General features: G+C 69.8%; 14 protein-coding genes. 5 read left to right on the top strand and 9 right to left on the bottom strand.

The window, feature by feature from the left end; all coding sequences use genetic code 11:
- The first annotated feature begins 8 nt into the window (after window positions 1-8).
- Complete coding sequence (locus tag FHR72_RS03840; RefSeq protein ID WP_183466620.1) at window positions 9-1,640, top strand: hypothetical protein; 1,632 nt, start codon at window positions 9-11, stop codon at window positions 1,638-1,640.
- 3 nt (window positions 1,641-1,643) lie between these two features.
- Here the strand turns inward: FHR72_RS03840 and FHR72_RS03835 are convergent, their stop codons facing one another.
- Both FHR72_RS03835 and fgd read right to left on the bottom strand, forming a co-directional pair.
- Window positions 1,644-2,624: an endonuclease/exonuclease/phosphatase family protein gene (locus FHR72_RS03835; RefSeq protein ID WP_183466619.1), complete on the bottom strand. Its 981-nt coding sequence runs from the start codon at window positions 2,622-2,624 to the stop codon at window positions 1,644-1,646.
- A gap of 18 nt (window positions 2,625-2,642) precedes the next feature.
- Entirely contained in the window at window positions 2,643-3,653 is a 1,011-nt protein-coding gene (gene fgd / locus FHR72_RS03830; RefSeq protein WP_183466618.1) for a glucose-6-phosphate dehydrogenase (coenzyme-F420), read from the bottom strand.
- Window positions 3,654-3,676: 23 nt separating this feature from the next.
- Here fgd and FHR72_RS03825 point away from each other — a divergent pair, with 23 nt between their 5' ends.
- Window positions 3,677-4,423, top strand: coding sequence for an MBL fold metallo-hydrolase (locus FHR72_RS03825; RefSeq protein WP_183466617.1), 747 nt, complete (start codon window positions 3,677-3,679; stop codon window positions 4,421-4,423).
- Here FHR72_RS03825 and FHR72_RS03820 read toward each other — a convergent pair.
- From FHR72_RS03820 to FHR72_RS03790, 7 genes are all read right to left on the bottom strand, one after another.
- Window positions 4,405-4,695, bottom strand: a complete 291-nt coding sequence (locus FHR72_RS03820; protein WP_183466616.1) for a hypothetical protein — start codon at window positions 4,693-4,695, stop codon at window positions 4,405-4,407. The genes FHR72_RS03825 and FHR72_RS03820 overlap by 19 nt on opposite strands.
- A gap of 9 nt (window positions 4,696-4,704) precedes the next feature.
- Window positions 4,705-6,030, bottom strand: coding sequence for an NtaA/DmoA family FMN-dependent monooxygenase (locus FHR72_RS03815; protein WP_183466615.1), 1,326 nt, complete (start codon window positions 6,028-6,030; stop codon window positions 4,705-4,707).
- The gene (locus FHR72_RS03810) at window positions 6,020-7,144 is read right to left on the bottom strand and encodes an LLM class flavin-dependent oxidoreductase (protein ID WP_183466614.1); all 1,125 of its coding nucleotides are present in this window, start codon (window positions 7,142-7,144) and stop codon (window positions 6,020-6,022) included. The genes FHR72_RS03815 and FHR72_RS03810 overlap by 11 nt, the downstream gene beginning before the upstream one ends.
- Window positions 7,141-8,232 carry an LLM class flavin-dependent oxidoreductase gene (locus FHR72_RS03805; RefSeq protein ID WP_183466613.1) on the bottom strand — a complete coding sequence of 364 codons (1,092 nt, stop codon included), beginning with the start codon at window positions 8,230-8,232 and terminating at the stop codon, window positions 7,141-7,143. Before FHR72_RS03805 ends, FHR72_RS03810 begins: the two co-directional genes overlap by 4 nt.
- Window positions 8,229-8,723 carry a GNAT family N-acetyltransferase gene (locus FHR72_RS03800; RefSeq protein ID WP_183466612.1) on the bottom strand — a complete coding sequence of 165 codons (495 nt, stop codon included), beginning with the start codon at window positions 8,721-8,723 and terminating at the stop codon, window positions 8,229-8,231. The genes FHR72_RS03805 and FHR72_RS03800 overlap by 4 nt, the downstream gene beginning before the upstream one ends.
- 80 nt (window positions 8,724-8,803) lie before the next feature.
- Window positions 8,804-9,256, bottom strand: coding sequence for an SRPBCC family protein (locus FHR72_RS03795; RefSeq protein WP_311736050.1), 453 nt, complete (start codon window positions 9,254-9,256; stop codon window positions 8,804-8,806).
- Window positions 9,253-9,585, bottom strand: coding sequence for an ArsR/SmtB family transcription factor (locus FHR72_RS03790; RefSeq protein WP_183466611.1), 333 nt, complete (start codon window positions 9,583-9,585; stop codon window positions 9,253-9,255). The genes FHR72_RS03795 and FHR72_RS03790 overlap by 4 nt, the downstream gene beginning before the upstream one ends.
- Window positions 9,586-9,673: 88 nt before the next feature.
- Here FHR72_RS03790 and FHR72_RS03785 point away from each other — a divergent pair, with 88 nt between their 5' ends.
- The 3 genes from FHR72_RS03785 to FHR72_RS03775 all read left to right on the top strand — a co-directional run bounded on the left by FHR72_RS03785 (window position 9,674) and on the right by FHR72_RS03775 (window position 12,051).
- Complete coding sequence (locus tag FHR72_RS03785) at window positions 9,674-10,462, top strand: DUF899 domain-containing protein (RefSeq protein ID WP_183466610.1); 789 nt, start codon at window positions 9,674-9,676, stop codon at window positions 10,460-10,462.
- A complete protein-coding gene (locus FHR72_RS03780; RefSeq protein WP_311736048.1) occupies window positions 10,449-11,117 on the top strand; it encodes a maleylpyruvate isomerase family mycothiol-dependent enzyme in 669 nt (222 codons plus the stop codon). Before FHR72_RS03785 ends, FHR72_RS03780 begins: the two co-directional genes overlap by 14 nt.
- A gap of 67 nt (window positions 11,118-11,184) precedes the next feature.
- Entirely contained in the window at window positions 11,185-12,051 is an 867-nt protein-coding gene (locus FHR72_RS03775; RefSeq protein ID WP_183466609.1) for an SDR family oxidoreductase, read from the top strand.
- The last annotated feature ends 170 nt before the right edge of the window (window positions 12,052-12,221 follow it).

Raw genomic sequence — 12,221 nt, 5'->3', positions numbered from 1 at the left:
CCCCCACCGTGACCGCGACGCCGGCCTCCCTCGCCGGCGCCGCCCCGGTCGCACGTCGCCGCCGGCCCGGCCTCGCGCTGTACGCGGTGCTGGCCCTCGGTTACTTCACCGTCGGCGCCGTCCTCATGCTGCGCTACAACATCTTCGAACCCGATGCGCCGAACCGGGTCGCCAACGCCGGCTTCGCGCTGCAGTCCCGTGATCCGCATCTGTCGGCCATCGGATTCGTGTGGAACCCGTTGCCCAGCATCGTCGAGATCCCGCTGGTCTGGCTCAGCCAGTGGTGGCCGGCGCTCAAACATGCCGGCCTGGCCGGCATCGTGCAGAGCGCGATGTTCATGGCCGGCGCGGTCATGATGGTGCGGCGGATCGCGGCCGACGTCGACGTGCCGACGCTGTGGCGCCGGATCGCCGTGGCGGGGTTCGCCCTCAACCCGATGATCGTCGTCTACGGTTCCTCGGGTCTCAGCGAGGCCGCGCAGATGTTCTGTGTGCTGTGGAGTGTGCGCTACCTACTGCGCTGGTGCGCCACCCTGTGGGTCGGCGATCTGGCGTGGGCCGGGATCGCCCTGGGGGTCGGGTATCTCGCCCGCTACGAGGTGATCCCCGCCGCCGCGGGTGCGGTGGCGATGGTCGCGGTCATCAGCTGGCGGCGGTGCCCTGCCGCGGATCGCCGGCCCACGACGGCCATCAACGTGATGATCGTCGCCTTCCCCGTGGTGACCGCGTTCCTGGCGTGGGCGCTCACCGGCTGGATCATCAACGACGAGTTCTTCGCCACGCTGTCCTCGCAGTACGGCAACGCCAGCCAGGTCGCCGGTCGGCTGGCCGGCGGCGTCGGCGATGCGGGCTCCTCCTGGTCGGTGATTGCGGCGCGCCTCTTCGGCATGCAGCCGCTGCTGGGTGTCGCGGTCGCCGCGGCGGTGCTGTACGCCGCGCTGCACCGGCGGATGGCACCGATCGTGCCCGTCGTCGTGTTCGGCTCCACGCTGGCGTTCGCCGCGCTGGCCCAGCACGCCTCGCTGACCTTCGGGTGGTTCCGGTTCTATCTGCTGGCGATCCCGTTGGTGATCTGCGTGGCGCTGGCGTGCCACACCCAGGGCCGCCGATGGATGTCGCGCGCACTGATCCTGGGGAGCGCAGTGGTGTCCATCCCGGTCACCGCGCCGCTGATCGTGGACCAGGACATCGCCTACGGCCAGCTCGAGTCCGGGTTCGTCTCGCTGTTCGATCCCGCCGGGCATCCGCCGGCCGAGGATCCGGCGCGGCGACGACTGGTCAGTGAGCGACAGCTGGCCCGCTGGTTCGACAACCAACAGCTGCCCGAGGGCTCCGTCCTGATGGACACGTTCCTGACCTGGGGGATCTGGCTGTCCTCGGAGCATCCACGCCAGTTCGTGATCACCAGCGACTACGACTTCGTCGCCGCGATGAACCGGCCGTGGGAACTCGGCGTCCGCTACATCGTCGCCACCAATCCCGAGCGCAACGTCGCCGACGCCCTCAACCGGCGGCACCCGACGCTGTGGTCCGACGGCGCGGACCTCGCCGTCCCCGTCTACTCGACCGACGGTTCTACCCCGGACGAGATGTTCCGGGTCTACCGGGTCACCGAACCGCGCCCGGCCACCGACGACTGATCCTCAGCTCGCCGTCATGTCGACGGGCACGCGCAGCGTGGCGAGTAGGCCGCGGTGGTCGGCCCCGGGCACCACCACGGTCTGCGCGGTGGCGGCCGAGCAGTTCTTGGTCAGGATGTGGTCGATGCCGATCAGCGGAATCCGTTGTCCGCGGCCCGGATACGTGCGTGCCAATCCTGCCCCGGCGTCGGTGCCCGCGTCGTCGTAGCCGCCCTGGAGCAGTCGGCGGAACGGTGACATCTCCAGCGTCGCGTTGAAGTCACCGGCCACGATCACCGCTCCGGCCCCGGCGGAACGGCCCATCTCCGTCAGTGTGTCCGGGAAACGGGCGATGTCGGATTTCCACGCATCGATCGGCATGGGCCACGGCGCGGCGAGGTGGATCGACAGCACGGTCGTGTCGACGCGCACGCCCGGGATCCGGATGCGTGTCCCCACCATCGGCAGCGCATAGCCGTCGATCCGCCCCGAGTGCACGATGGGGTGGCGGCTCCAGATGCCGATCCCCGAGGCCAGCGGCGCCGGCACGATCACCCGGTACGGGAAGACACCGTCCATGCCGGCGGCGCTGAGTCCGTCCGCGGCTTCCTGGGTCATCTCCTGGACGGCGACGACATCGGCGGTGTCGCCCGCCAGCGCGACGAATGCAGCCGGATCCGCTTCTCCCATACCGAGATTCGATGTCAGCACCCGGACGTCGACGGCGGCCGTGCCCGACGGTGCCTGCGGGCCGAACACCTGATAGCGCGGCACGTAGACCCACAGCAGCGCCATGGTGACCGCGACGGCGACCAGGGTCATCACCCATCGCCTGCTCAGGGTCAGCAGCAACACCGCCGCCGGGGCGGCCACCGTCAGGTACGGCGCACCCGCGGCCAGGATCAGCGTGGGGTGCCCGGAGATCGGCAGGTAGCGGGCGGCCAGTCCCGCCACCGCGACGACGAGGGCGCCCAGGCCCAGCATCGTCGCGAGGATGCGGATCATCTCGCGGTGCCGGGTCCGTCAGCCGAGCTTGCGCAGCCTCGGTTCCAGATCGCGCTGGAACAGCTCCAGGAAGCGCCTCTGGTCGTGGCCGGGGGCGTGGAAGACGAGGTGGTTGAGGCCCCAGGCGACGTAGTCCTTGACCTTGGCGACCGCCTCGTCGGGGTCGGAGGCCACGATCCAGCGCTTCGCGACCTGCTCGATCGGCAGCGCGTCGGCAGCCTTCTCCATCTCGATCGGGTCGTCGATGGAGTGCTTCTGCTCGGCGGTCAGCGACAGCGGCGCCCAGAATCGGGTGTTCTCCAGCGCCAGTTCGGGATCGGTGTCGTAGGAGATCTTGATCTCGATCATCCGGTCGACGTCCTCGGGGTTCTTCCCGGCCGCCTCGGCGCCTTCGCGCATCGCCGGGATCAGCTTCTCGTTGTACAGTTCCTCGCCCTTGCCCGAGGTGCAGATGAAGCCGTCGCCGGCCCGTCCGGCGTACTTGGCGACCTGCGGCCCCCCGGCGGCGATGTAGATCGGGATGCCGCCCTCGGGCACGTCGTAGATCGACGCGCCCTTGGTCTTGTAGTACTCGCCCTCGAAGTCGACGCGGTCCCCCAGCCACAGCTCGCGCATCAGCCGGACCGATTCGCGCAGCCGGGCGTAACGCTCCTTGAACTCCGGCCACTCGCCCTCGTAGCCGGTGGCGATCTCGTTGAGGGCCTCGCCCGTGCCGACGCCGAGGAAGATGCGGTCCGGGTACAGGCAGCCCATGGTCGCGAACGCCTGCGCGATCACGGCCGGGTTGTAGCGGAAGGTCGGGGTCAGCACGGAGGTGCCCAGCTGCAGGCGCTTGGTGCGCTCCCCGACCGCGGTCATCCACGCCAGCGAGAACGGCGCGTGCCCACCCTCGTGGCGCCACGGCTGGAAGTGGTCGCTGACGGTGGCGCTGTCCATGCCGTGCTCTTCGGCGGCGACCGCGAGTTCGACGAGTTCGCGGGGCGCGAACTGCTCCGCCGACGCCTTGTAGCCCAGTTTCAGTTCAGCCATGACTATGTTTCTACACTCGCCTGATGGCACCGGTCCTCACGGCCATCACCGACCGCGTCCACTTCGCCCAGACGGACCTGGTGAACTGGACGCTGGTCACCGACGGTCCCGATTCCTCGTCAGGCGTGGTGCTCATCGACGCCGGCTTCCCCGGAGACCGCGACGGCGTGCTCGGCACGCTGCGCGACCTCGGTTTCGCCGCGGCCGACGTGCGCGCAATCCTGTTGACGCACGCCCACATCGATCATCTAGGCACTGCGATCTGGTTCTCCGAGACGCATGGGACGCCGGTCTACTGCCACGCCGACGAGGTCGGACATTCGCGGCGGGAATACCTCGAGCAGGCCTCCCCGATGGCGGTGGCGAGCCACGCGTGGCAGCCCCGGTGGCTGAAGTGGTCGGTGTCGATCATGCGCAAGGGCGCGTTGACACACGCCGGCATCCCCGGCACCACAGCGCTGACCGACGACATCGCCGCGGACCTGCCCGGGGCCCCGCGGTGCATTCCGACGCCGGGCCACACCGGCGGGCACTGCTCCTATGTCGTGGACGGGGTCCTCGTCTCCGGGGACGCACTCGTCACCGATCACCCGGTGGCGCCGCGACGCGGACCGCAACTGCTGCCGTCGGTGTTCAACCACGACGAGGATGCCTGCCGCACCAGTCTCGACCTGCTCGGGGCCCTCGATGCCGAGGTGATGCTTCCCGGGCACGGCCCCGTCTGGCGTGGCGCCGTCCGCGAGGCCGTCGCTCAGGCCAAGCTGCCGTAGAAGAGCAGGAAGATGGCCGTCAGCGCCAGCCCGCAGGCCACGACGATCGACGGCATCAGGATCATCGTGTCGAGCTCGTCGTCGTCGAGCACGTCGTCGTCGAAACGCCCGAACAGGACACGGGCGATGCCGGTGCGGCGGAACGTGTGGACGATGCGGCGCACCGCGGCGCTGTCACGCCTGGTGCCGATGTAGAGGCGCGACACCCCGCCGAGGACGAATGTCAGTGCGGCAGCGGCCAGCAACACCCAGCCCACGGTCGCCTGCGACACAGGGCAAGCCTATAGGCCCAGATGCCCGCGCAGGGTGTCGCCGGAGTACTCGCCGCGGAAACTGCCGCGCTCCTGCAGCAGAGGCACCACCGAGTCGACGAATTCGTCGAGGCCGTGTGGCGTCAGGTGCGGCACCAGGATGAACCCGTCGCAGGCGTCGGTCTGCACGTGCAGGTCGATCTCGTCGGCGATGTGCGCGGCGGTGCCGACGAACTGCTGCCTGCTGGTCACCGCGATCACGAGCTCGCGGATGCTCAGGTTGTCCGCCTCGGCGCGTTCACGCCAGGCGGCGGCGACCGCCCGGGGATCGCCGTGGCGCACCCGCCCCTGGCTGAGTGTCGGATCGTCGACCGGGTCGACGTCGGGCAGCGGGCCGTCCGGGTCGTAGCCGGAGAGGTCGCACTGCCAGACCTGTTCGAGCATCGCAAGGGCGGTGGGTCCGCTGACCTGCTGAAGACGGATGTGCCTGGCCTTCTCGTGGGCGTCGTCGGCGGTGTCGCCGAGGACGAAGGACGCGGCCGGGAAGACTTTGAGGCGGTCGGGGTCCCGGCCGGCCGCGGCGGCCTTGGCCTTGACGTCGGCGTAGTACCGGCGGCCCGCGTCCAGCTCCGCATGCAGGGTGAACAGCGCGTCGGCCCGGCGGGCACCGAAGGCCCTGCCGTCGGCGGAGTCCCCGGCCTGAAGCAGGACGGGATACTGCTGCGGCATGGGTGGCAGGGTCGCGACACCCCGGACGTCGAAGTGCACACCGTGGTGGTCGACCGCCCGGATGCGGTCAGGGTCGACATAGCGGCCCGACTCCCGTTCCGCCAGAACGGCGTCGGCGGCCCAGCTGTCCCAGAACCGCTGCGCCACGGTGAGGAACTCGTCGGCGCGGTGGTAGCGGTCGGCATGGTCGAGGAACCCACCGCGGCGGAAGTTCTCGCCGGTGAACGCGTCGGATGACGTGACCATGTTCCAGCCGGCGCGGCCGTCGGACAGGTGGTCCAGCGTCGCGAACTGCCGTGCCACCTCGAACGGTTCGTTGAACGTCGTGTTGATCGTGCCGACGAGGCCGAGCCGGTCGGTGACGGCGGCCAGCGCCGCCAGGACGGTGAACGTGTCGGGTCGGCCGACGACGTCGAGATCGTGGATGCGGCCGCGGTGTTCGCGCAGCCGTAGTCCCTCGGCCAGGAAGAAGAAGTCGAACAGGCCGCGTTCGGCGGTACGGGCCAGGTGGGCGAAGGAGTCGAAGTCGATCTGGCTGCCCGAGGAGGGGTCCGACCACACCGTCGTGTTGTTGACCCCGGGGAAGTGCGCGCCGAGGTGGATCTGCTTGCGCGGCTCAGCCGACATCGCCGAACCATCGCCGGGCGAGCAGCTGGTGTGAGCGCAGGCGGTCGGCGTGACCGTGTGTCACCGAGGTGATCACGAGTTCGTCGGCGCCGCTGACCTTCTGCAGGGCGTGCAGACGCCGGGCGACCTCATCCGGGTCGCCGACGAACTGGGTGGCCAGACGGTCCTCGACGAGCGCCCGCTGATCCGGTGAGAGCGGGGCGAGGTGGTCGGGGTCGGGATACGGCGCCGGCCCGTCCCCGGTGCGGATCGAGTGCACCCAGTGTCCGTAACTGGACGCGAGGTGCCGCGCGGTCTCGGTGTCGTCGGCCACGACCACGTCGGCGGAGACCACCACGTAGGGCTCGGAAAGCGTTGCCGAGGGCCGGAATTCGGAGCGGTACACCGTCACGGCGTCCAGCGCGGTCGCCGGCGTGATGTGGTAGCTGGCCACGAACGGCAGCCCGTGCGCGGCCGCCACACGCGCACTCTGCCCCTTGCTGCTGCCGAACACCCACGGGATCAGTGCCGAACCCTCGCCGGGAACGGCGTGCGCCTCGGCGCCGTCGATCGCGTAGGTTCCCGCGAGCATCGCCAGGATGTCGGCGACCTGATCCGCGAAATCTGGTGCGACCGCCTCGGGTTGCTGCAGCACCGACATCCGGGCTCTGAGCCGGGGGTTGCGCATCAGCGTCGTCAGGTCGAACGGCGCCGGGATGACCACCCCGTCGACCTCCCGCCACGGCGGGACCGGCTTCGGGGTCCGCGGCCGGTCGGCGTCGCGCCGCGCGTCCCGGCGCCGCTGACCGGACCGGCCGACGCCGAGATCGATGCGACCGGGATGAAAGGCGTCGAGCATTCCGAAGGCCTCCACCACGGCGACCGCGGTGGTCTGTCCGAGCTGGACCGCCGCGGCGCCGACGCGAATGGTGTCGGTGGCGGCGGCGATCTGGCCGATCAGAACGGCCGGGGCGGAGCTCGCCACGGCGCCGAAGTGGTGCTCGGCGACCCAGAACCGCTTGTAGCCCCAGTGTTCTGCGTGGCGGGCGAGATCGACGGTGTTGCGCAGAGCCGTGGCGGCGTCGGCGCCCTCGGGCACCGGTGAGAGATCCAGGATCGACAGCGGGATGGTCACGAGATCCTTTCCACGGCATGGCGATTACGTGCGACCGGGAGCCCGAGCCGCCGGCGCAGCGTCTCACCGCTGCGATACCCGGTACGGAACCGGTTGGCGCGCTGCAGCAGCGGGATCACCTCGTCGACGAGTACGGGCAGATCGGTCGCGTGGACGGCGGGCCGCAGCCGTATGCCGTCCAGTCCGAGGTCGTGCCAGTGCAGGATCTTCTCGGCGAGTTCGGCCGGACTGCCCGCGAAGACCTCGGCATCCGAGCGCTCGTCGACGACGCCGGCGAAGGTCACGTAGAGATCGGCGTAGACCAGCAGATGACCACCCCCGGCCTGCGCCACCTCGGCGCGGAGAGTGGAGACGGAGCCGTCACCGGACGGGGTGATGAACACCAGATCAGCACTGCGCGCGGCAAATTCGTAGACACGCGGATTGTGCGCCAACGCCGCGACGACGGGCTGACCCTGCGGGGGGCGCGGAGTGATGGACGGGCCCTTGACGGAGAAGAACGGACCGTGGAAGTCGATGTAGTGCAGTTTGTCCCGGTCGAGGTAGCGGCCGGTCGCGGTGTCGCGGAGGACGGCGTCGTCCTCCCAGCTGTCCCAGAGCCTGCGGACGACCTCCACGTGGTCGCCTGCTTCGGCGAACAGGTCTCCGAGGTCCTCGGGGTCGCGCCGGCCGAACAACTCGGCCTCGTGCCGGGAGCTGCTGATCCTGACCTGCCACCCCGCCCGGCCCCGCGTGATGTGGTCCAGCGTGGCAATGGCTTTCGAGACGTGGAACGGCTCGGTGTGCGTGGTGGTGGCCACCGGGATCAACCCGATGTCGCGGGTAACGGGCGCCACGCGGGCCGCGACCAGCACCGCGTCGGGGCGCCCGGCAAGCCAGCGCGGATGCACATCGGGGCGCCGCCGGCGCTGCGGACTCAGCGAATCGTCGAACGTGACGAAATCCAGGAATCCCCGTTCGGCGGTCTGCACCAGCCCGGTCCAGTACCTGCCGCTGGTCACCGGCTGCGAGTCCCCGGCGTGCCGCCACGCCTCGGGATGCCAGCCGTGACCGTCCAGCGCGACGGCGACGTGCGTCTCGGCCGTCATCGCAGCACCTTCAGGAATGCGATCGGGTAGACCTCGCCCTCGGCGGGCAGCGGCTCGTCCAGGCGGCGGTACCCCATCGACGAGTACAACGCCACCGCCTCGGGTTGACGGTCCCCGGTGGTCAGGTAGACCCGGGTGTAGCCCGCCGTCGCGATGTCGTCCTCCAGCCGGGCCACCAGTGCTCGGCCGTAGCCGCGGCGCCGGTGGCCGCGGTCGGTCCAGATCCGCTTCAGTTCGGCCGTCGTGTCGTCGAAGCGCCGGAACGCCCCACCCGTGACCGGTCGGCCGTCGAGAAGCCCCACCATCAGACCGCCGCCCGGCGCCTCGAACTCCTTGGCCGGGTAACCCCGCAGCCAGGCGTGCACCCGGTCGCGCTGTCCGCCGTACCGCTCGGCGTATTCGAGCGCGAGGTCGTCGATGAGCGGGGCGGCCAGCGGATCGTCCTGGCCCACCGCCACGAAGTGCACTTCACCCACAGCCGGAACGGACATCACCTCCATGTCTAACGCAGGCACGCCCGCGGCATTTCCCGGACGGGCCATTTGCTCACCGTGAGCGGATATTCGGCCGCTCACCGTTGAGCGAGCACGGCCGCGAACTGCTGCACGGTCAGCAGCCAACCCTCATCGTGATCGTCGACCGCCTCGGCCGGCAGCAGGGAGTGCTCGATGGACATCAGCGTCTCGTCTCGGCCGTGGGGTTCGAAGACCACCTCCACGATGCTGGTCGCCGTCGGATCAGACCACCCGGAATGGCTCCAGGTGAAGCGCAACCGATTCGGCCGGTCGATGTCGAGGAACTGCCCGGTGATCAGGATCAGGCGGCCGACGTCGTCGACGTCGAACCGGACCCGACCGCCCACCCGTGCGTCGATGGCGACCGCCACACAGCGCGACGGGCGCGGGCACATCCAATCGGCGAGCGCCTCGGGATCCAGCCATTCGTCGAACACCACCTCGGGTACCGCGGGCAGGACGCGCTGCACCCGCACCACCGGGTTGTCGCCCGCCGGTCCCCGGTTCACCGGCCCCGGCCCTTCCGGCGGAGCCGCTCGGACAACGCGTCGGCGCGACTCGACCAGAACTCGGTCTGCTCCTCCATCCACCCGCGCGCCGCCGCGAGGCCGTCGGGCTGCAGCGAGAGCCAGTGTTCGCGGCCCCGCACCTCGCGGCGGACCAGACCCGCGGTCTCCAGCACGCCGATGTGACGGGACACCCCCGCGAACGTCATGGGCAGCGGCGCGGCCAGATCGGTGATGCGGGCATCGCCGCCACGCAGGGCCTCCAGCAGACGGCGGCGGGTGGGATCGGCCAGCGCCGCATACGCGCGATCGAGCACCGAATCTTCAACCATTCTGTTGACTATAGCGCCGCGGCCATGGTCTCCTGAGGATGTCATCATTCAACGGTTATGTTGAATGTTTTGAGCGGAAGGAGATCGCGTGGAGCCACCGCGGATCGTGACGGCGTCGGAGTGGGAGGCGGCCCTGGCCGGCATGTTGACGAAGGAGAAGGAGCTGACGAAAGCGCGCGACGCGATGGCCGCCGAGCGTCGCCGCATGCCGTGGACACCGGTCGAGAAGGACTACCGGTTCGACGGTCCCGACGGCACCGTGACCCTGCTCGACCTGTTCGCCGGGCGCAGACAGCTGATCGTCTACCGGGCGTTCATGGACCCCGGCCTGGGCGACTGGCCGCAGCACGGATGCGTGGGCTGCTCCCTGATGGCCGACCACATCGGCAACCTCGCCCACCTCAACGCCCGGGACACCACCCTGGTGTACACCTCACGCGGACCCCAGGCCGAACTCGACGCCATGAAGGCCCGGATGGGCTGGGACATTCCCTGGTACACCATGATTCCGGACGCAGACGGGGCCTTCGACGTCGATTTCGGCGTCGACCTGTGGCACGGAACGAACGCTTTCATCCGCTGGCCGGACGAGGAGGGAGATCGCGTGTACCGCACCTACTTCGTCAACGGCCGCGGCGACGAGGCCTTCGTCAACACCTGGAACTTTCTCGACATCACGGCACTGGGGCGGCAGGAGACCTGGGAGGATTCGCCACCCGGTTATCCCCAGTCCGCACCCTACGAATGGTGGTGCTGGCACGACACCTACGGCGCGACCGAACCGGGCCGCTGGTTCGGCGATCCCGACCCCGGGGATCCCAGCGATCCGCGCCCGCCGCGCCCCGTCGAAGAGTGTGACCACTGTGCCCGGCAGTGAGGCCGAGCGTGCGGCGTCGATCTACCACGACGCACGAGAGCGCATCGAGGATCTGATGACAGACGCCGATCCCGCGGCCTGGCGGGCAGACGTCCCCGCCTGTCCCGGCTGGACGGTGCGGGACGTGGTCTCACACCTGGTCGCGGTCGCCCAGGACTGGGTGGCGGGTTCGCTGGCCGGCGCACCGACCGACGCCCAGACCGCCGAACACATCCGTCGCTTCGACGACGAGGACGAGTCGGCGCTGCTCGGACTCTGGCGTGCGGCGGCGCAGGGCCTGACCGAGAGAGCGCGCGCCGACGGGCTCGAACCGCCGCTGGGCGACATCACCTGTCACGAGCACGACATCCGCTCGGCCCTCGGCAGGCCCGGTGCGCGGGACGCGGAATCGGTCCGCTGGACCGCCCACCGACTGCTCTCGGCCCTGCGCACCCCGGTACCTCTGCGCGTGGAGGTCGAGGACGGGCAGTACCGCGCCGGACCCGCCGGAGATGCGCAATTGCTACTGCGCACAACATGTTTCGAGGCCACGCGCTGGCGGACCGGCCGTCGCAGCCCCGCGCAGCTCGCCGCGATGGACTGGACGGGCGACCCCGCGCCCGTCCTCGACCACCTGTGCCTGTTCGGGCCTGCGACCGTCGACGTCATCGAGTGACTGCGGCACCGCACCCCCCGGCGGACCCCCTTCCGCCAGAAACTTGACACGTGTAAAGTTTCGCCGCATGGACAACATCCGCGGCAAGACCATCGCCATCACCGGCGCCGCTCGAGGCATTGGCTATGCGACTGCCGAGGCCCTGCTCAAGCGCGGTGCGCGCGTGGTCATCGGCGACCGCGACGTCGCCCTGCAGGAGTCGTCGGTCGCCACTTTGACCAACCTCGGATCGGTGTCGGGCTACCCGCTCGACGTGACCGACCGGGAGTCCTTCGCGACGTTCCTGGACAAGGCCCGCACCGACGGCGGCGGCCACATCGACGTCCTGATCAACAACGCGGGCGTCATGCCGGTGGGACCGTTCCTGGAGGAGACCGAGCAGTCGGTGCGTTCCTCCCTGGAGGTCAACGTCTACGGCGTGCTCACCGGCTGCCGGCTCGCACTGCCCGACATGGTCGCGCGCCGTAGCGGCCACATCATCAACATCGCCTCGCTGTCGGGTGTGATCCCGTTGCCGGGCCAGGTGGTCTACGTCGGGGCGAAGTACGCGGTCGTCGGCCTGTCGACGGCGCTCGCCGACGAAATGGCGCCCCACGGCGTCGACGTGTCGGTGATCATGCCGCCGTTCACCAACACCGAACTGATCTCGGGCACCAAGTCCGGCGGCGCCATCAAGCCGGTCGAGCCGCAGGACATCGCCGCGGCGATCGTCAAGACGCTCGACAAGCCGAAGACCCACGTGTCGGTGCCCCCGCCGCTGCGGTTCACCGCGCAGGCCGCGCAGATGCTGCCACCGAAGGGCCGGCGCTGGATGAACAAGAAGCTGGGGCTGGCCGACGTGTTCCTGGACTTCGACGTCACCGAGCGCAAGGCCTACGAGGACCGCGCACGGGCCGCCCAGGGCGTGATCGAGGGATCCGCGAAGCAGGGCTAGCGTTCGTTGCCGACTTCTGCATCAGGGTCGTTCGCCCCGGCGGCTGACAGCGCTGGTGCAGAAGTCGCGGCTAGCTGTACTGACCTGACATGTTAGGTACACGGCTGGCTGGTGGTTGACCGCCGAGTGCTGTGTGGCCGCGATGGAGATTGTAGGTGTGCAGCCAGAGC

The sequence above is a fragment of the Mycolicibacterium iranicum genome, assembly GCF_014190915.1.
In the GTDB taxonomy this organism is placed as follows: domain Bacteria; phylum Actinomycetota; class Actinomycetes; order Mycobacteriales; family Mycobacteriaceae; genus Mycobacterium; species Mycobacterium iranicum_B.
The sequence above is the reverse complement of the archived record's forward strand: the minus strand, read 5'-3'. Positions and strand labels throughout refer to the sequence as shown.